Genomic DNA, 20,831 nt, shown 5'->3' with positions numbered 1-20,831 from the left:
ACTATGTCTAAGATTAAAGAAATTCTTGTTTATCACCACAGTCATTTGGATGTGGGCTACACGCATCCGCAGCCAGTACTATGGGAGCTGCAGAATACCTATATTGACCAAGCTATCGACCTATGCGAGCAAAGCCAGCATGAATCGGAAGAAAAACGGTTTTATTGGACCTGCGAAGCTACGGAGCCAGTGATTAAATGGTTGGAAACTGCAAGCAGCAGCCAAGTCGAACGCTTCCATACCTTTTTGAAAAACGGGCAAATTTGTCTAGCTGCTTTAAATATGCACAATACACCATTGAATAATGCGGAACAATTGGCTCGATCACTTTATTCGGTTCGTGTGCTTCGCGAGAAATTCGGAGTGCCTATCCTTACAGCGATCAATCACGATATTAACGGCCAACCCTGGACGATAGCACAAACCCTTTTGGATGCAGGCATTGAGCTGTATGCAACAGGATTGAATATGCACTTTGGCGGAAATCCACTGCAAAGACCGCGAGCTTTCCGTTGGGTTGCACCAGACGGCAGAGAATTGTTAACTTTCCACGGTGAGCATTATTCGTTATTCACTCAATTTTGTCGTTTGGAGGAGAAAAGCACTCAGCTTATGAAAGAGGGGCTTGATCGGTACATAACGCGAATTGAAAACAAAGGGTATCCGTATGATTTCGTTTATTTATCTGCTACGAATTTACCGTTTTTAGATAATACACCTCCAGATCAAGAGCTCCAATATATGATTAACAAGTGGAACGAGGAAGGGCACCAGCCTCCTATCCGAATGGTTACACCACATACTTTACTGAAGCGATTGAAAGAGCAGCCTGCCGATACGATAGCGACCCATAGAGGGGATTGGACAGACTACTGGAATTTTGGAGCTGCCAGCTCAGCTGAGGAAACCCGGTTGAACCGCCGCAGTAAAGTCAGCCTGAAAACAGCTGAGTTTCTATCTGCATTTAAGCCGAACGAGAAGGATAACCAGCTCTACAAGGATGCTTGGGAGCAAGTACAGTTGTATGAAGAGCATACATGGGGAGCCAATATCTCGGTGACAGAGCCGGATACTTTATTCACGAAAACCCTCTGGATGCATAAAGCGCATACCGCCTATCAAGGGAACAGCCTTAGCGGCTACGTGCTGAACAAACAATTAGAGCAGCTTGCGGCAAATCCATTACAATCTGAAGCGCCTAAAAGTGTTCTATTAGTAAATCCGACTCACATCACTCAAACCTGTGATCTACATTTGCCAAAAGAATTTACGCATGAAGGAAGACATGCTTCTACGGGTAGATTCTATTATCATCAGAACAACTATGATACCAATTGGACAAGCGCTTCTTTGGGTACAGTCGAGCTGCAGCCGTTCAGCTATAAAATCATTCCGCTTTCCGCTTTGCCTCAAGTCAGCCCAGCTTCCGATGCTGCCCTTAAAAGCATTATAGTTACGGAAGAGTCGATTGAAACGCCTTATTACCGGCTTTCTTTTGACAAGAAATCAGGAAGAATTAAAGAGCTGTTAGATAAAACAAAGGGCTGGCAAATGATTGATCCGAACAGTGATTGGACCTTCTTCCAATACGTTCACGAAACCCCGGATCCGCTAATCAATAAGCAGCATAGAACCACGTTCTACAATAGGGATCTGGATGATTGCAATAACAGTATAAGCTGCTGGAATAATGATTGGGCTGCGAGCAGAAATGGTGCGGAGAGTTTAGTTTCTTTCGAAATAACGGAACACGATTCCGGAGTTACATTGAATTTGGTGTGGAAAGCCCCTGGAGTCGCACGTTTGGAGCAAAAAATCACTTTCTTTAAGAATAACCCTAATATTGAGCTGATTGCCATTCTAGATAAATTGGATAACACGCTTCCGGAATCGATCTATTTTGCATTTCCATTAAGCTTGGAGAAGAATTGGAACGCTGTTTTTGACACTGCCGGTACTTTCGTTTCCCTAGATAAGGACCAGTTGCCTCATTCCTGCAAGGATTGGGTGACGGTTGACCAGACGATTTCCTTATACGATGATAAGCGAGGAGTCACTTTGGCTTGTCCAGATGCGCCTCTTGTCCAGATTGGTGATTTTAATTTTGGTAAAGAGCAGACGTCCATTGATCGCCAGGAGAATCCGCTTCTGTTAGCGTGGCCGATAAACAATTATTGGGATACTAATTTTAAAGCCAGTCAGCCAGGGAGAATTACGGTCAAATATGTTTTATCTACATTCACTGAATTTCTTCCGCAGGAAGCAGAGAAAAAAGGGATGGAGGCCTCTCATCCCGTTCAAATTTTCCCTGTTATTGATGCTGCTGAGAAGGAAGAAAGGTTCCTTGATGTAACTGGGGATGGTGTTGTTGTACAATATATCAAGCCTGCTGCGGATGGAGACGGGATGATCATTCGATTGCTTAATTTGACTGATAAACCGGCTGATTTCTCCATTAAGGCACCGTTATACCCAATAGAAAAAGCTTATTTAACTAATATATTGGAAGAGAATATAGATGAGGTTACCCTAGTTAATGGAGCTCTAAACGGGACGATCGGTTCCCGGCAACGGTCTGTAATCCGGATCCGTAAATCCATGAATTAAAGTTGATCCTCCAGGATCCTTCAGTCTTTTGATGAATTGTCCTGGGGGTTCACCCATTTCCGATTTAAAGATTGTGGTAAAGTAATGGACATTATCGAAGCCTGTTTCTTCAGCAATTTGTTTAATAGACCATTCCGTCGTCGAAAATAGCTTAACGGCTTGGCGAATTCGTTCTTTCCGCACATAGTTGGAGAAGGATTGTCCCAATTCGTCCGTAAACAGTCTGGAAAGATGTCTAGAGGACACAAATAAAAAGTCGGCTACTTCCACTAAGCTTAAGGTTTGGGACAGATTATCACGAATATATAGCTTGGCTTTATGCACAAGCGTTGTGGACGAAGGTTGTACTGCAACGTTTTTTGTTGCTTTCTTAATATCGCAAAACGTACATTCAAAAGATGCTAATAAGGCGCTGGATAATCGCAGGATATTATCCTCAAGAAAATTGTTGGCATAAAGGACTTGTTTAAGAAGAGCGGTCCAGATCATAACAATAGGGGATTGCTCCATTTTTTCTAAGTGAAATACAGGTGATTTTTCCATGCTTTTAAATCGGGCGATTGCTTCCTCAGAGGACTCCGATTCGATTAATTCAAAGGCAATAAAAATAATAAAAAGCCCTTCGGTGCTAATGATTTGATGTTGAATATGAGGACGAGATAAAAAGATGGTTCCTTTATTCAAAGGGAGATTGTGATTTTTTTCAATATAGACACCTTCACCATCGACAATGTAGCAAATTTCAAAAAAAGAATGCTTATGGACATGGTTCGTGAATAAGACTCGTTCACCACCCCAATAATGGACATAAAAGCTGAGCTCTTTTCCGCTGAGGTTTACGGCATATTCATTAAGGAAAGAGGTGCTGTCACGCAGCTCTTGTTGAGTCATTTCCATCGTTTCACCACCTAATCGTCTGCAAATATAGCGTTGTCGATCCAATACCTCTATCATGATACTTGACCATTTCATTAAATTCAACCCTTTTGGAGCTTTCTGAAAGTCGGGAGGGATGAATTGTAAAATGTCTAATTTTTATAAATCCATGTCTTTTATCTACAAAGACTTAGATGAGGAAAATCAATATTATTGGTAGTAGATACAGGAGCTATCGTCCTAGGCAATCTTTACTTCTGTACAAAAATTATAAGACCGTTAAGGGGATGGAAGCGTATGCAAAAGCGAAAAAGCTTATTTATCGGAATGTGTCTAACGTTGTTGTTGGCATCAGGTTGTGCTTCAAAAAGTACAGAAGACAATAGTGCTAGCCCAGCAAGCAGCGGCACAAGTACGGAGGAAAATGTAACCTTGAAGGTATGGGGAGACACAGCCAACCAGGCAACTTTGGAAGGACCGTTTAAACTAATCAATGAAGCTTTTACTAAGAAATACCCTAACATCAAGGTTGATTATCAATGGTCTGAAACAGAAGACTCCTTGAATGTGGCTTTAACCTCCAATTCATTGCCGGATGCTTTCTATGTACAAGGCAATAAATCAACTAAGATGGCGGAAATGGTTAAGAACAAACAAATTATTGCTTTGGACGAGTACGCTCCGGATGCTAGCAGGTTTCCTCAAGAAGCTGTTGATTATGCAAAAGTAGACGGAAAAATCTACAGCTCTTTCCCAACATTCTTCGATTATGTAATGGTTTATTATAATAAAGATATTTTCGAGAAGAATAATCTACAAGCACCTAAGACTTGGGATGATTTCGTGAAAATAAATGACACTTTGCTTGCAAATGGTGTGACTCCAATCGCATTTGGCGGTAATGGTGATTTTGACCGATATTGGCCGGTTCAAGTGTTTGCTCCAGCCCTTATGAATGACGTAATGATTGGTATTGCAGATAAAAAGACAGATATTGATTTCGCACCTATGACGGAGCTGTTCAATACGTATGCAGCCTTTGCCAAAAAGGGATACTTCGGTAAAGATTATGTAGCCATGGATGGCAAAGCATCTCAATTGGCGTTCACCAACGGTAAAGCAGCTATGATCATGGACGGCACTTGGAGCAACTCGATTTATGAGGGAACTTCCTTGAAAATTGGTAGATTTGCAATTCCTGATAAAACAGGAGTAAAATACGCTCAGTCAGGTATGAACAACTCAACAACTTATGCAGTTGCCGCAACAAGCAAACATCCAAAAGAAGCTGCTGCCTATGCAAATTTCCTTTCGAGCGTAGAAGCAACACAATTTGTCGAAGATGCGAACGGCAATGTACCGATTGTTAAAGATATCAAGCCAAAAGGCGATATCGTTGCTGAGTTCTCAGCGTTTGATAAAATTGGAAAAAATATTTATCATGCTTTATCTTCTGCCGCAACTGATAAAGCTAAACCGCAAGACTTGTTATTGACTGAAATTCTGCCTAAATTGATGACGGGTAAAATTACAGGCGAAGAAGCAACTAAGCTGATCCAAGACGAGTTAAATAAGAAGTAAGAGGATTAGGGTAGCCATCATACCGATAGAGTGATCTATCGGTATGATTATTTTAAACAAGAAAGCAGGTGATTTCTGGTATGTCTTTTATCAGGAAAAGACCTTATCTATTTTTTCTCGCGCCTGGTTTTGTTATTTACACGTTATTTGTGGTATACCCTATATTCGCTGCAGCCAGCATCAGTTTTTACAGCTGGAATGGGATAGGTCCCAAAACATTTGTCGGTTTTGCCAACTATGTTGAATTATTCACCAGCTCGGAGCTGATCTCGCAATTTACCAATGCGCTGCTTAACAGCTTGAAAATTTTTGGTTTGAGCGTGGCCATTCTAATCCCTTTGCAGATCATAGCCGCTTACATGATCTACAGTGAAGTAAAAGGCTTTAAATTTTTTAGAGTAGCCATTTTTTCACCACAGTTTATTTCTACACCGGTTATTGCCTTCATTTTCACATTATTGCTCGATAGCAACGTAGGAGTCGTTAATAAATTGCTAGAAGTGATCGGCTTGGGCGAATATGTACGGCCTTGGCTAGGCGTTCCTGAATTAGGCATGTATATCGTTTGGTTTATGATGTCATGGACGGGCTTCGGCGTAGGAATGATTTTCTTTCTTGGTGCGATGAAAATGGTCTCCCGTGAGTCCTTGGAGGCCGGTTATCTCGACGGTGCAGGTTACTGGAGACGATTAATCAGCATCATCCTTCCGCAAATCAAAGTAACGATTCTAAATATGGTATTGATCACCTACATTGTTTCTATGACAATTTTTGATTTCAACTTTATTCTAGGCGGCGTTTCCGGGGGAACGAATCATTATTTGGACGTTATGTCGTTGTTCTTCTACCGGATTACCTTTGGAGTATCGAATAACCCGCTTGGCGGGAATTTAAGTGAGAACGCTATGGGGCTAGGCTCTACAGTCGCTTGTATTTTGTTCCTGATGATTTTCGTAATCTCGCTGCTGCAAATCATATTGACGTACAAACGTAGGGGGGAGGACGTCTAGTGTTAAAGGAAAAGAAATTATCATCCACTCTAGCTTCCATAGTGCTCTGGGGCTACTCTCTATTTACGGCATTAGTACTGTTATATATGGTCTACAACTCCTTTCGGAGTAAATCGGATTTATTATCAAACACATTTGGTAAACCGCGCGGTTTAAGCTTGAAGACCTATGGAGTCATGTTCAAGGAACAGCATTTTCATATGTTCTTTTTCAATAGCGTATTTATCCTTGTCGCATCCTTAGCGATTATTGTGTTATTTTCATCGATGGTCGCCTATGCTTTGGGCAGATTTAAATTTCGTTTGAACGGAACGATGCAAATTTATTTCTTGTTAGGGCTGATGTTTCCCGCACAGCTAGGCGTTTTACCGGTGTTCTTGCTGATGAAGAGTATGCATTTGTTGAATTCGCCATGGTCTGTTATTTGGATTTTGTCTGCGGGTATCTCGATGCCGGTGTTGCTGCTGACCGTTTTCTTTGCAAAAATGCCATCCGAAATTTACGAGTCAGCGCTTTTGGATGGTGCATCCGAATGGAAAATATTTTACCGAATCATGTTTCCACTAGCTAGTCCTGTTATTTTCAGTATATGTATTATCATGTCTGTGCAGATTTGGAACCAGTTCTTTATGCCGCTGATCTTTCTGCAAAGTGAAGAGAAGAAAACCGTACCGTTGATTGTTATGAAGTATACAGGTAATTTGATGTTGTCTATGGATAAAGCGCTGGTAGCTTCTGTGCTGGCAACAGTTCCGATCCTGCTCCTGTTTATTATATTCTCAGAAAAAATTCTAGATGGAGTAGCGTCCGGTGCCGTCAAAGGCTAGAAATAGAAAGAGGGTTATAAAGACTTGTCGAACTATGATAAAGAGCCATTTATTGCTATAAAAGGCATGGACCATGAGGTGTGGGAAGGCTACGCAGCCATTTCCGCACAAATACAGCAGAAAATCAAAGCAGACGGCAAAACAGTTATCGTGATTGAATGTTACCCAGCGGTAAGAACGGACGAAATTATTAATGGCTTGAAGCTGTTAAACCCTAGTTTAATCATTCCAATTGAAGATGCAGCATTAGAACCGCAGGAGCTTGAGCATAAGCTGTCCAGATATTTGACAGAGGATCGGGTATTTGGTTACATGGCTCCTTTTCTCATTGATGAATTCTATGATGCTGTGAAGCTGGAGCAGATCAAACGCCAAATCGAAGCCATCGAAGCGGGCGTAGTTATCGTAATAGGCTTTGGTGCTTCCTTGGTTGGAGAACAGGATATTCTCCTTTATGCTGATTTAGCGCGTTGGGAAATTCAGCAAAGGTTCCGCAGTAAGGAATTTGGCAATTGGCGGGCTGATAATCACGATGAGGATATTCTTCGGAAGTATAAAAGAAGTTATTTCATTGAGTGGCGTGTAGCGGATCGATTGAAGCGTGCCTTGTTTCAGAAGCTGGACTTCTATCTAGATACCAATAAGCGGGATGAGCCCAAGATGGTAACTCTTGTTGCCTTGCTAACTGGGCTTAAGCAAGTGGCTAGTCAGCCGTTTCGACTTGTTCCCTATTTTGACCCCGGTGTTTGGGGCGGTAATTGGTTGGAGGAGAAAATCGGCCTTGAGCCTAAGGGAAATCCATACGCATGGGGCTTTGATGGTGTACCCGAAGAGAACAGCCTTTATTTCCAATATGGCCAAACGCGAATAGAGCTTCCTTCTATTAATCTCGTGTTCTTTGAATCAACGGCATTGTTAGGAGAAAAGGTATATGCGCGATTCGGAGCCGAATTTCCTATTCGATTCGATTTCTTAGATACCATGGGAGGCCAGAATTTAAGCCTTCAAGTGCACCCGCTTACGGATTATATTAAAGAAAAGTTTGGCATGTCGTATACCCAAGATGAAAGCTATTATATGTTGGAAGCTGCGGACGATACGATTGTTTACCTCGGGCTCAAGGAGGGTGTCGATCCCGAGCGGATGATGGATGATTTGGAAAAGGCGCAGCAAGGAGCCGGCTCTTTTCCCGCTGAAACCTATGTGAATATATTTCCGGCTAAAAAACATGACCACTTTTTGATTCCTGCAGGCACGGTTCATTGTTCAGGGACGAACAGCATGGTATTGGAAATTAGCGCTACCCCGTATATTTTTACTTTTAAGCTGTGGGATTGGGATCGTTTGGGATTGGATGGCAAGCCCCGCCCGGTTCATTTGCAGCATGGCAGCCAGAATATTATCTGGGATCGGGATACGGATTGGGTGCAGCGTAATTTAATCGGCCAAGTGGAGAAGCTGGCAGAAGGCGAAGGCTGGGTTGAGGAAAGAACCGGTCTGCACGAGCTTGAATTTATTGAGACTCGGCGCCATTGGTTTACAGATAAGGTAACGCATCATACAAACGGCGGTGTGCAGGTTCTTAATCTCGTCGAAGGCGAAGAGGCTATTATAGAGAGCCCTAATGAGGCATTCGTACCTCTCGTCATTCATTATGCAGAAACAGTTATTATCCCTGCAGCTGTAGGCGAATTTACCCTTCGACCAACTGACCGCAGTGCAGGCAAACAGCTTGGAACGCTTAAAGCATTCGTCAGAACGTAAGATTAATGGAACTACGGATATGAAGTGCCGTGGTTTTCCATAAGTTTGTAACCGCTTTCATAAATCTAAATCGAGAAATGAGGAATTATAAACCATGGCTAATCAAATAGTTCGTAAAACGCTAGTTTATTTTTTGATGCTTTGTTTAATGTTCACTTCATTCAGCGTTTCCTATGCACAATCAGCTCAATCGGACATTCAAGGCCATTGGGCGGAGAATCAATTAAACAGCTGGAAGGATCAAGGCTTCCTTAAAGGCTATCCGGATGGGAGCATGAAACCGGATCTTTCCATAACAAGAGCGGAGTTTATGGCTTTAGTCAATAATTCGTTTGGTTTTACAGAGAAGGCAGAATTTCATTTCAGTGATGTTAAATCAACAGATTGGTTTTACAGCCAAGTGGCTATAGCTGTTAAAGCAGGTTACATTAAAGGCTACGCGGATGGAACAGCTGGTTCGAACAAGCCGATCAGCAGACAGGAAGTTGCCGCTGTAGTTAGCACCTTGCTTAATCTTAAAGCAACGGATAACCAAGCGGCTTTGGATTTCGTTGATGCGGATAAGATTCCTTCCTGGAGCAAGGAAGCCATTCAAGCCAATGTTTTCAAACAAATTATGCAAGGCAGTCCGGATAAAATGTTCAAGCCACTCAATCCGATCACTCGTGCAGAAGCTGTTGTTACACTGGATCGGGCTATTCAAGCCAAAACTGGTATTTATAAAACAGCTGGTACATATGGTCCAACAGCAGGAGCAGAAACCTTCACAGGAAATGTGACGATTAATGTTCCAGGTGTAACACTTAGGAATACGGTCATTTCCGGGAATTTAATATTGGGGAAAGGAATTGCCTCAGGTGATGCAACCTTAGCTGGTGTAACGGTTAAAGGAACAACAACCGTTAATGGCGGTAGTGTAAATAGTATTCATCTAGAAGATTCCACGCTTGCCGATGTAATTATCGATAAAGCAGACAGCGCAGTGCGTGTTGTCGCGGAAGGTTCGACTAAAGTAGGCAGCGTAACTGTAAAAACTTCAGCTATCTTGGAGGAGAACAGTGCATCAGGTTCAGCAGCTGGAGTCGGATTTGGCGATGTTATCTTATCTGAGGCATTACCAAAGGGATCGGATGTAACCTTGAAGGGTTCTTTTGGTAAATTAGACGTTCAAGCTAAAGATATTCATATTAATGTTCCTGCTGGGCAAATAAATGAGATTGTCATTCATCAAGGAGCTACAGGGGTTGATTTAGACTTAAGTTCAGGAGTAACGATTAATAATTTGCAAATTAATGCTGTGTTGGTCGTAACGGGCGAAGGGAAAATCACAGCTGTGGATGAAAAAGTAGCGGGGTCGACATTCGTAACGATTCCATCTTCTTCAGTTACACCAGCACCGACACCAAGCGCATCACCAGCACCTGTTTCTTCGTCTGCACCTACAGCACCTGGAGATTCAAAATCACATGAAACAAATATAAACGTTATATCAGGTAAAGAAGCGGTGGTTACGGGTATTTGGCCAGGAACGATTCGTGTTGCTTTTAGTACATCCGTTAGCCAGGTAATGGCAGCCGTATATGCAACGGATAACTCTACCCAGACCTATGAAGTACTTACTGCAACAGGTGGAACCAAGATAAGTACGGGAACCACAGTATTAATGACAACGAATGTATTAAAGGTTACAGCAGCTGATCTTTCTACGACTGCTGAGTACGCAATTACAGTTAATCCGGTTGGCGATACTACTATGCTGATACCGGTAGCAACAACAACAGGCAGCGAAACTTCGCTTAATAGGGCATTCTATGCAACAAATAACTCCGGCATGTCCGGATATTATGGTGATCAAGATTCCCACGATAATGACGCCAACGGTGCAACCATGTGGTTGACAAATGATAACCCGGGAGCGAATAACTGGATTAAGGTCGATCTTGGAGCCGTATATCCCTTAGGGAACATGTTGGTATGGAATTACAATCAGCCTGACGCAACGAATAGCGGAATAAAAAATGCGCAGGTGCTTTATTCAACGGATGGCAGTACTTGGGCCAGTCTAGGCGGTTCAGGCACTACCCAACAGTTTGCACAAGCAAGCGGATCGGTGACAGATAAAGCAGATACAGCTATTGAGTTTAATGGCCTTGCTGCCAGATATGTGAAGATCGTTCCGAATGAAGCTGCAGGTGATGGAAATTGGGGTGCAGCAGACCCAACTACCTTTGGATTGAGCCAAATTCGTGTCTATCGATATACAAGTAATATCACAGCAGTTGATCAGAATGTAACGGTTCTGGATGTCACTGCAGGTAGTACGGATTCCGAAAATACACCTGCAATTAATACGATCAACAATTACGGGATGTCGGGTGTATCTGGGAAAACGGACTCCCATAACAATACAGCCACAGCCATGTGGATGACTCCGCTCAATCCTGGTGCGAACAACTGGATTAAATTTGATCTAGGCGGAACGTATCCGCTGAGTGAGATGCATGTATGGAACCACAATGCACAAACAGGTGAATATGGGATTAAGAATGCGCAGGTGCAGTATTCTGTTGATGGAAGAACATGGACAACTCTAGGCTCCTACCAGTTTGCAAAGGCATCTGGATCGGCAGCAGAAGGACCAACGGATCTTATAGGCGGAGGAGTAGTTGATTTTAATGCAGCCAGTGTCAGGTATGTTAAGATTGTGCCGGATGTAGCAGCAGGCAACGGGAACTGGGGCAGTGATGCTGTTTTTGGACTGAGCCAAGTGAGATTCTATAGCGCAGCTGGAACGATAATCGAGCCAGCGCGTGATTGGACGGATCTTCTGACCAAAACCTCGGGTTGGACAGGATCTGATGGGATTTATACGATAGCCTATAACGGATACGATGCCCCTGGAAAGGCTGATCTGACCAAAACTTTATTCTTGTTCAGTGATACTTTTGTTGGACATGCGAATCCGACTTCCAAGCATAGAGATGTTTCAGATTTTACGAATAACACCTTGGGAATATTGAATGGAGCCAATCCGGATCCAGCAGCGATGGATTTCATTTGGGGCAAGGAAGTGGACGGAAAAACAAATTCGGGCTTATTCGTACCTCATACGGCTCACTCTACTCCTGAGAATTGGTACTGGCTGCAGGATGGCATTAAGTTGAACAACAATGTGTATATTTCTGCGATGAATGTAGCGCCAGATCTAACACAAGCACCAGGCTGGCAGTTTAAAGTAGAAAGAGTTTCCATGATCAAGGTTCCGCTTATCAATGGCAATCTTGAGGTTGAAAATCAGACCCAAGTGGATACGGATCTGCTTTACCATACGGATTTAGATTTTGGAACAGGAGCTCTGCTAGCTTTGGAGAATCAATTTGGTGCAGGATTTATGCCTAATACGACTGAAGCTGGGGCACCTAATCCTGACGGGTATATTTATACGTATGGCTATCAAACCTTCGTAGGCCTTAGAGGCTTACTTGTAGCTCGAGTGCTGCCGGCAGATTTTGAGGATCAAAGCAAATGGCAGTTCTACAGCAATAGTGGCTGGACTAGTGATATTAGCGCAGCAAAGGTGATTTCCGATAGCGCTATTGATGTATCGCCTGAGTTAAGTGTTAACCCCATTATAGGTGGACCGAACAACGGAAAATATCGTCTCGTTTATTCAACAGGTCTGTTTAGTGCAGATCATGGCTTGCTTAAAGAAAGCATTGGCGATACACCAGTTGGACCTTTTGGCCCGCCTACCACATTATTTTATACACCGGAGGATAAATCGAGTGCTGCAGATACATTTATCTACAATGCTAAAGCACATCCGAATATCTCAAAACCAGGTGAGCTGCTGATTTCATATAATGTGAATTCAACTCAAGATAGCGGTAATGTACACTATGCCAATGGCGATCTGTATCATCCGCGTTTTGTAAAGATGCGTCAGATTTATAGCGGGACTAATACAGGAATAGCTGCTACAACCGGACAAGGTGCGGTAGTCAGACGTATTGGCGCAGGAGTTATTAATATCGTCGAAGGATCAACGGTTAATAGTCTGAAATCAGCTGTTTATTCCGCTGATGGATCAACGCAGACCTATGATGTCTACACAGATGATAGCCTGAGTACCCCAATAACGGTTGGAACAGCATTATTATCGGAGGGTAATATATTTAAGGTTACAGCAGCTGACAATGTTACTAATGCCGTTTACTCCATTCATCTGAAATCTCTAATCGCAAGTACAAATACCGAGATAGGGGTTAAAGCTGGAAAGGAAGCCATCGTAACCGAAATCGGAGCAGGGACAATTAAGATTGGTTATGGTTCAACAGCAAGCAGTGTAACTTCAGCTGTATATGCTATGGATGATTCTGACCAGACATATGAAATCTATACTGCAGACGGTAGAACTTTGATTTCTGGAGCGGCTAAAATAGAGGATGGTTATGTCCTAAAGGTTACTGCAGATGACTTTACAACAATTGCAAATTACACTATTGCGGTTAACCCGACTTCAACTGTTGTTAACGATTCCGGCATGTCGGGTCCAAACCGAAAAAATGACACACATGGCAATAATTATACAAGTATGTGGAAGACAACGGATGATTTCAACAACTGGAGTATATTTAGGCGGTTCTTATAATGCCCGTCTGTTTAATAGGAGGATAGACATCTTGGATATAACTATCGATTTCGGAGGTACAACGATTAAATTAGGCCTGGTACGTGATGGAGCGCTTATTTCCAGAAAAAGCTTGCCGGCTTTATCTGGAAGCGGGTTGTTACAGAGATTGCCTGATGTCGAGCTGGCTGTGCATGAGATGCTGCAGGAGTTGCAGATCTCTTTGCAGCAATGCAGAGGAGTGGGCATGGCCATTCCTGGTCTTGTAGATTCCACGGCTATGACCTTAATGTCAGCTAATGAGAAATATGTAGATGCGGTTGGTTTTTCATTTGCAAATTGGGCGAAAGAAGCTTTTTCCTTGCCGATTGTGCTTGAAAATGATGCAAGAGCAGCTTTATTGGGCGAGACTGCCTTCGGAGTTGCCAAAGGAGAGACAGATGCTGTTCTTATGATATTTGGGACGGGCATCGGAACGTCAGCCATGATCAATGGACAAGTTATCCGCGGTAAGCATCATCAAGCCGGTATCCTTGGCGGGCATTTCATTACGGATGTGTATGGATTCAAGTGTACTTGCGGAAATCAAGGCTGCTTGGAAGCCCATTCCAGCCATTGGGCGCTGCCTAGTATAATCAAGCAGCATGCGCAAGGCCAAGCTACGATACTCTCGACACAGGAAGAGAGTTCCTATCTTAAGGTCATTCAAGCCACAGAGGCTGGAGACCAAGTTGCAGAAGCTGTATTAGAGGATTTAATCATGCACTGGAGCGCAGGAATTATTAATCTGGTCCATGCTTATGATCCTGAAATTATTATTCTTAGCGGCGGACTAATGAATTCGGCAGACCTGCTGCTTCCACGTTTCATCGAAAGAGTACATCAGCTTGCATGGGCACCCTGGGGCAAAGTTCGGTTTGCCGTCGCGGAAGATCCCGATCTTTCTGTACTGTTAGGCGTCTCACATTTACTAAGTATCAGATCTGCAGATAAATAGACGTACCCAGTTCAAGAAAAAGGACAACCAGACTAATTGGGTTGTCTTTTTTGCGAATTATCGCTCATTTCCGTTGCTACTGCTTGATGTCTGTTAGCGTTTATTCGTTACAAAGGTTATAATCGCGTGGATAAGGTAAATTTTCTAAATGATGAGGGGAGTAAGCGATAATGCTCCAAGAAACGGATATAATAAGAAGGAATCCACGGTCATGGAGACTGTTTTTTGGGCTAAAGCTCGTGTTTGATTTAGCACTAACGGGCATTTTTTATTTTGAAAATTCGATTGAGATCTTTTGGAGACTAAGCTTTGTTGTCTTCTCCTTGGTGGTTTTTCTTGCAGTTAATTTTTTCTACTTAAACATGAAAAAGCGACAAAATTGGCTATTTCACCTGCTCATCATAGATTTCTTGGTGTCCGCATCTTATGGTTACGTCTATATCGGTGGAAATTTCCCAAATCACCTTTTTATTGGAATTACAGCTTTAGCCATTTTAATGTTTCTAAAGAATACGCGTATTCTCATCATTACTTGTATATTGCTGCTGGTTCTCTATATCATTACGATGGGCAGCATTGAATGGTATTTATATAAACAATTTAAAGAAATAAACTATTTTATTACTTGTTCGTTTATTATTTTCGCGGGTATTGTGAGTTATTTAATTAATTACTATCAAGTCGCACGCAGGGATACGCTGCAGCTGTATGCCCAATTGAAGCAATCTCATGAGCGGCTGCAGGACTATGCACTCCAAACGGAAGAGTGGGCTGCAACGAGGGAACGGGTGCGAATTGCAAGAGATATTCATGATACGGTAGGTCATAAGCTAACGGCATTATTGGTTCAAATGCAGGTGGCTCGCAAGCTAAGCAAATTGGATGCATTACGCAGTGAACAAACCTATCTGGAATGTGAGGATTTAATTAGAGCTTCCTTACAAGAGGTCCGACTTTCGGTAAGGGCTATTCGGGATGAACCTATTAAATCGACTTCTTTAAATGACAGCCTTGTAAAGCTGGCGGAGGAGTTTACCAAATTTGCAGAGGTTCAAACTATGTTTGAAGTGGATGGGTTTCCCGTTGCACTGCCAGGCAATCTTCAATTAACGGCTTATCGGATTGTGCAGGAATCACTAACTAATGCTCAGAAGCATGGACATGCGAAAAATGCGTTAATCTTGTTGGCCTACTCCGAAACCGAATTTTCACTTTGCATAAGTAATGACGGTGATATACCTGCTGAGCTGAAGCCGGGGTTTGGTTTAATTAATTTACAAGAAAGAGTTAGGGAATGGAACGGTGAGGTGCATTTTCGGATGGATCAGAAGATGGGCTTTGCTGTTGAAGCGAAATTCCCTTATGCGTTAACGGAAATGGAGCGTGTAGTTAATTGAAGATCCTGATAGTTGACGATCAACGCCTCATGAGAGAGGGTCTTGCGACCATCATTGGTTTGGAAGCGGGTATGGAAGTGGTTGGCACGGCAGTGGATGGGAGAGATGCCTATACCAAAGTACAGGAATGGCGGCCAGACGTGGTGTTGATGGATATTCGCATGCCAGGAATGGATGGCGTAGAAGGATCTGAATTGATTCTCAAGCACTTTCCGGATACGAAGGTTTTGATTCTGACCACTTTCGATGACGCAGAATTGATCATGCGGGTTTTGGAGAATGGCGTTCATGGTTATCTATTGAAGGATATGCCATCGGAGGCGATCATAAGTGCCATTCATACGGTATACAATGGTGGAACGGTGCTTCAACCGGATATAACGGCTTTGCTGCTAAAAGAGTTCAAGAAAATGTCGGAATGGAATCCAGATAAAGCTCACCCGTTAAATAAAATTCAACCAGATGGACTGGAGCTTCTGACCGAACGAGAGAAAGAGGTACTAGCTTTATTGGGACAAGGCTTAAATAATAAAGAAATGGCCGACTTGCTTTTTATTACGGAAGGTACAATGAAGAATCACGTTTCCAATCTGATTGCTAAGCTTGGGCTACGTGACAGAACGCAAGCAGCTGTATTCTCAGTTCGTCATTCAATATAATTCAATGGGCATGACTTTTGGCATAGAGCGTGAGATTTATCATGCTTTAGGATCAAATGTTCTGCCTTTTTCTTTGTGAATCCATGACCTTTCGCAGATTTGCCCACGTCCGTTTCTTGTTAAGATCAGAGTGTAAGAAATAAGCGAAAGAAGGAGAGTGGATCTAATGCCAGTAAAAAAATCTCGCTTGTCAGTACGTCAGGTTATCGTTGTGTCGCTTCTCGTTATTCTAGCGGCTGGATCATTTGTTGAAATAAATTGTTTTTTGAACTACTAAGTTGAGGACGTCCCGTCCTCCTAGATACAACGGAGGTGAAGCGGAAATTGAATTTCAGAAAAATTAAATTGTATGTGTTGCCTATTGCCGTGATAGCCGTTATTATTTATTTCGGCTATGCTTCTTTTCACAAGAATAAAATTGTGCAAGCTCAGGAGGTTTGGAGCATGGTTGCAGAAGAATCGAGTGTGAATTATGAGACCGCGATTTTTGCTGGGGGCTGCTTCTGGAGTATGGAAGCGCCTTTCGAGAAGCTTGAAGGTGTCCTGAGTGTTGTAACGGGCTATACCGGAGGGCAAAAGGTAAATCCAACCTATGCAGAAGTATCTTCTGAAACTACAGGACATCTCGAAGCGGTGGAAGTTCGTTATAATCCGAACCAAATTACGTATGAAATGCTGCTCCAAGTTTTCTGGAGAAGCGTTGATCCTACGGATGCAGAGGGTCAATTCATAGATCACGGCGCACAATATCTTTCTGCGGTATATTACAATAGTAATGAACAGCAAAAGCTGGCTGAAGCATCGAAAAAGGCATTAGCTTTATCAGGAAGGTTTGATAAACCGATTGTTACTAAGGTTTTACCTGCATTAACGTTTTATAAAGCTGAGGAAAACCATCAAGACTATTATAAAAAAAATCCAATTAGCTACAAAATAAATCAGCTCGGCTCGGGGAGGGGTACCTTTTTGGATAAAACTTGGGGCAATGATCGTGACGTGAAATCTCCTGTAAGTGATTATAAAAATTTTAATAAAGCGGAAAAGCTAAAAACGCTGACTAAGCTCCAATACAACGTTACTCAATATGGAGCAGACGAGCAGCCGTTTCATAACGAATATTGGGATAACAAAGCGGAAGGCATTTACGTAGATATTGTTTCGGGTGAGCCTTTGTTTAGCTCTAATGACCAATTTGATCCAAATACCGGCTGGCCTAGTTTTAGCAAGGTTTTAGAACCTAACAATATTGTATTTAAAGAAAGTGATGGTTTATTTTCGGCTATTACGGAGGTCAAAAGCCATTATGCGGATTCCTCTTTAGGTCATGTGTTCAATGACGGGCCTAAACCAACGGGACTGAGATTCTGTATTAACTCTGCATCCTTAAAATTCATACCAAAAGATGAACTTGAAAAAAGCGGATATGGCATGTATGCGGGGCAATTTTAAGCGGATTTTAGAAAATAAAGATTCAGGAGGAAAGTGAATGCGAGATACTTTTATATTCGAAAAATTAGATAAACATCTTGGTGAGTTGCTTCAGTTGGTTGAGGGATGTCCAGAGAACAAACGTAGGGTTGTGCCTGAAGGTTTTAAGAACAGTCTTCATTGGCAGATCGGACATGTTCTTACAGTTACAGAGTTCCATGTGTACGGTCTTTCTGAGCAAACCGAGACTCTTCCAGCAAACTACCAAGCCTTATTCGCATACAGTACGAAACCCGCGGATTGGCAAGAAGAGCCGCCTGCGTGGGATTTATTAATCGCTCAGCTGAAGGAACAAAATAACCGGATCCGCGAGTCGTTGAAGGACAAGCTGGAAGTGCCCGTGAAAGAGAATTTTCTGAAAGCGGAGAATATTGGAGAGTTAATTTTTTCCACTGTGCTGCATATGGTCAATCATGTTGGTATCATATCCACTCAGCTGAAAGTATTGAAATAACAGAGTAAAATAAAAACAGCCGTTCAAAGGCATACTTTGAACGGCTGTTTTTGTATGGGCGCAACCTCGAAAAAGTGTGGGTTGACAACCGTTGGAGAAAAATATATAGTAACTCATGGGTGATATTGATAATCATTATCATTTTAAAAGCCCCATTATAACTATAAACAAGGAGACTCAAACATGAAAAAGAAATTATTTATCCCTATTATCCTGCTGCTGATGGTCGTGATTAGCGCATGCGGCAACAAATCCACGAATAATACCGATGCTTCGGCTTCGGCTTCGCCTTCGCAGAATGCAAATGAACCGGCTTCAACCGTAGCGGCGTCCGGGACAATTACTTATCAATCCGAGAGCGGTCCTGTTGAGGTTCCTTCCAGTCCGAAGCGGATCGTTGCCTTATCGAATGCACCGAACGTGCTCTCACTAGGCGGAACGCTGGTTGGTGTAGACCAATGGACGAATATGAACCCTCTTTTCAAAGAGAAACTGGCAGGTGTCGAAGTCGTATCGGAAGCGGACTTGGAGAAAATCACCGCCTTGGATCCGGATCTGATCATCGCCGGCACAGAGATAAAGAATCCGGATGAGTTAAAGAAGATTGCGCCTACTGTCACTTATACGTGGGGCAAGCTAGACTACTTGGCACAGCAGCACGAGATCGGGAAGCTTCTGAATAAAGAAAAAGAAGCGCAAGCATGGATCGATGATTTCAAGCAACGCGCGGAAGCGGCCGGTAAGGAAATCAAAGCCAAATTAGGTGAGAATATTACCGTGTCCGTGTTCGAGACGGATACGAAAGATTTCTATGTATTCGGCAACAATTGGGCTCGCGGTACCGAGATTCTGTACCAAGCCATGGGCTTGAACATGCCTGAGAAGGTCAAAAAGGATGCGCTCGGGCCAGGCTATTATACGCTGTCGCAAGAGGTTATTCCTGAATATGCCGGAGATTACATCGTGTTAAGCAGAGGCGTCGCTGACGACAACGCGTTCATGAAAACCGAAATTTGGAGCAACATTCCAGCCGTCAAGAACAAGCATGTCATTGAGATCGATACTAAAACGGCTACCTATAGTGACCCTATAACGCTCGAATATTTGCTGAAAATCTTTACAGAAGGATTCCTTGGTAAAGAGTAAGGTCTAAGTATTTCATTTCCGGTAAAGGTGACGTCGTAGTAACAATACTATAAGTAAAAGGACAATCGTCTAAGACGGTTGTCCTTTTACTTATTCATATGTGGAGAAAGTAGAGTCTCTTATTTGACGAGGCTTTTGTTCTGCCTGTATTCACCAGGCCTGATTCCGGTGGAGCGTTTAAAGGCAACGCTCATATATTCGGTATGTTTAAAGCCTGTGCGTTCAGCTATCGCAGCCAAGTTGAGCTTAGTTTCAACCAATAGCCTTTTTACTAGCTTCAGTTTTACAGCTAAAATCTCATCATGCGGAGTACGTCCTAGTGCATTCTGAAAGCGACTTTCCAGAATACGACGTGAAATCGAAAAATGGTCGAGAAGATTCTGAACCTGAATATCTTCGTGAGCATGGTTGCGAATGAATCGTACGGCATCCGAAACGATTTTGTCCTCAACTGCAAGAACATCGGAGGATAATCGGACTTGAATACGGATGGGCTCAATCAGTTGAATCGGATCATCCAATGTCTCACCCGCCATCATTCGATCAAGAAGCTCTGCTGCACGATAACCTGTCTTCAGGGCATTCGTTTGAATGCTTGATAAAGGCGGGTTAGATAATTCGCAGAGAAGCGCATCGTTATCAACCCCAATGACAGCCACTTCATCCGGGACAGCGAGATCAGCAAGCCGACAGGCTTCAAGGAGCTGTTGACCGCGAATGTCATAGCAGGCCATAATACCGATTGGTTTAGGAAGCTCCTTCAACCAGTCGATGAGCTTCTCCTTGCTTAAATACCAGGACTGCTCTTGTAAAGAATCCGTTTGGGTTTCAAAGCTATGGCAGATATAGCCCTTCGAAATCAGATAATTCTGATAATAGGCTCCGCGTAGAGTGGACCACTGATAACGGGAATCTCCGTAAAAGCCAAAGCTCTTAAAGCCGCGTTCTATGAAATGCTCTGCCGCCATTATAGCTATGGATAAATCGTTGGTTTCAACACAGGGTAATGACGGAATCCTTCTGGAGGCGCTGAGATCAATTGCTGGGAGTCCAGAGCTCTTAATATAATTTGCAGTCTCTTCGTTTTCTATCCGTGCAATAATGCCATCCCCATACCAATGACTCAGCCATGACAAATCGATATTGTTTCGACTGTATTCACCTAGATATACAGACCAAGATGAATGCTCTCGGAGATAAGCATTTATCCCGCTTAGAAGTCCACGCGCATATTCATTAGAGGTTTCAATCAATAAGGCGACTTGCTTGCGTTTGGGTGACGTGAATAAACTCATTCATTCCAACCTCATTTCTCGTATATTATTTAATATACATCTTTTAAAAGCTAATTTATAGAGTTACTATGTGTGAAAAATCTCATTTAATTAATAAATT

14 protein-coding genes are annotated in these 20,831 nt (G+C 42.8%); 12 read left to right on the top strand and 2 right to left on the bottom strand.

The annotated features are described in order from the left end of the window. Positions 1–3 precede the first annotated feature (3 nt). Positions 4–2,607 (top strand): glycoside hydrolase family 38 N-terminal domain-containing protein, encoded by a 2,604-nt coding sequence (locus tag EHS13_RS35580; RefSeq protein WP_155705008.1) that lies wholly within the window; start codon positions 4–6, stop codon positions 2,605–2,607. On the opposite strand, the gene EHS13_RS35575 is transcribed toward EHS13_RS35580, so the two are convergent. Continuing rightward, positions 2,545–3,579, bottom strand: a complete 1,035-nt coding sequence (locus EHS13_RS35575; RefSeq protein ID WP_155705006.1) for an AraC family transcriptional regulator — start codon at positions 3,577–3,579, stop codon at positions 2,545–2,547. The genes EHS13_RS35580 and EHS13_RS35575 overlap by 63 nt on opposite strands. 201 nt (positions 3,580–3,780) lie before the next feature. On the opposite strand from EHS13_RS35575, the gene EHS13_RS35570 reads away from it, so the two are divergent. From EHS13_RS35570 to EHS13_RS35520, 11 genes are all read left to right on the top strand, one after another. Further along, positions 3,781–5,064 carry an ABC transporter substrate-binding protein gene (locus EHS13_RS35570; protein WP_155705004.1) on the top strand — a complete coding sequence of 428 codons (1,284 nt, stop codon included), beginning with the start codon at positions 3,781–3,783 and terminating at the stop codon, positions 5,062–5,064. 80 nt (positions 5,065–5,144) lie between these two features. Next, positions 5,145–6,074: a carbohydrate ABC transporter permease gene (locus EHS13_RS35565; protein WP_155705002.1), complete on the top strand. Its 930-nt coding sequence runs from the start codon at positions 5,145–5,147 to the stop codon at positions 6,072–6,074. Further along, on the top strand, positions 6,074–6,901 hold the full coding sequence (locus EHS13_RS35560) for a carbohydrate ABC transporter permease (protein ID WP_155705000.1): 828 nt from the start codon (positions 6,074–6,076) through the stop codon (positions 6,899–6,901). The genes EHS13_RS35565 and EHS13_RS35560 overlap by 1 nt, the downstream gene beginning before the upstream one ends. 24 nt (positions 6,902–6,925) lie before the next feature. Further along, a complete protein-coding gene (locus tag EHS13_RS35555; protein WP_227013717.1) occupies positions 6,926–8,665 on the top strand; it encodes a class I mannose-6-phosphate isomerase in 1,740 nt (579 codons plus the stop codon). 94 nt (positions 8,666–8,759) lie between these two features. Beyond that, on the top strand, positions 8,760–13,316 hold the full coding sequence (locus EHS13_RS35550) for a DUF5005 domain-containing protein (RefSeq protein WP_155704998.1): 4,557 nt from the start codon (positions 8,760–8,762) through the stop codon (positions 13,314–13,316). A 31-nt stretch (positions 13,317–13,347) separates the two neighbouring features. Further along, complete coding sequence (locus EHS13_RS35545; RefSeq protein ID WP_162463417.1) at positions 13,348–14,292, top strand: ROK family protein; 945 nt, start codon at positions 13,348–13,350, stop codon at positions 14,290–14,292. A 362-nt stretch (positions 14,293–14,654) separates the two neighbouring features. Further along, positions 14,655–15,689: a sensor histidine kinase gene (locus EHS13_RS35540; RefSeq protein ID WP_227013716.1), complete on the top strand. Its 1,035-nt coding sequence runs from the start codon at positions 14,655–14,657 to the stop codon at positions 15,687–15,689. Next, the gene (locus EHS13_RS35535; protein WP_155704993.1) at positions 15,686–16,348 is read left to right on the top strand and encodes a response regulator; all 663 of its coding nucleotides are present in this window, start codon (positions 15,686–15,688) and stop codon (positions 16,346–16,348) included. The genes EHS13_RS35540 and EHS13_RS35535 overlap by 4 nt, the downstream gene beginning before the upstream one ends. 324 nt (positions 16,349–16,672) lie before the next feature. Further along, the gene (gene msrA / locus EHS13_RS35530; protein WP_319633410.1) at positions 16,673–17,797 is read left to right on the top strand and encodes a peptide-methionine (S)-S-oxide reductase MsrA; all 1,125 of its coding nucleotides are present in this window, start codon (positions 16,673–16,675) and stop codon (positions 17,795–17,797) included. Positions 17,798–17,834: 37 nt separating this feature from the next. After that, positions 17,835–18,290 carry a DinB family protein gene (locus EHS13_RS35525; RefSeq protein WP_155704991.1) on the top strand — a complete coding sequence of 152 codons (456 nt, stop codon included), beginning with the start codon at positions 17,835–17,837 and terminating at the stop codon, positions 18,288–18,290. Positions 18,291–18,473: 183 nt separating this feature from the next. Further along, complete coding sequence (locus EHS13_RS35520; RefSeq protein WP_155704990.1) at positions 18,474–19,436, top strand: iron-hydroxamate ABC transporter substrate-binding protein; 963 nt, start codon at positions 18,474–18,476, stop codon at positions 19,434–19,436. A 119-nt stretch (positions 19,437–19,555) separates the two neighbouring features. On the opposite strand, the gene EHS13_RS35515 is transcribed toward EHS13_RS35520, so the two are convergent. After that, positions 19,556–20,731: an AraC family transcriptional regulator gene (locus EHS13_RS35515; protein ID WP_155704988.1), complete on the bottom strand. Its 1,176-nt coding sequence runs from the start codon at positions 20,729–20,731 to the stop codon at positions 19,556–19,558. Positions 20,732–20,831 lie beyond the last annotated feature (100 nt).

The organism is Paenibacillus psychroresistens (assembly GCF_009728935.1).
Classification (GTDB): Bacteria; Bacillota; Bacilli; order Paenibacillales; family NBRC-103111; genus Paenibacillus_AC; species Paenibacillus_AC psychroresistens.
Note: the sequence above shows the minus strand (reverse complement) of the source record. Positions and strands in the feature narration are given on the sequence as shown.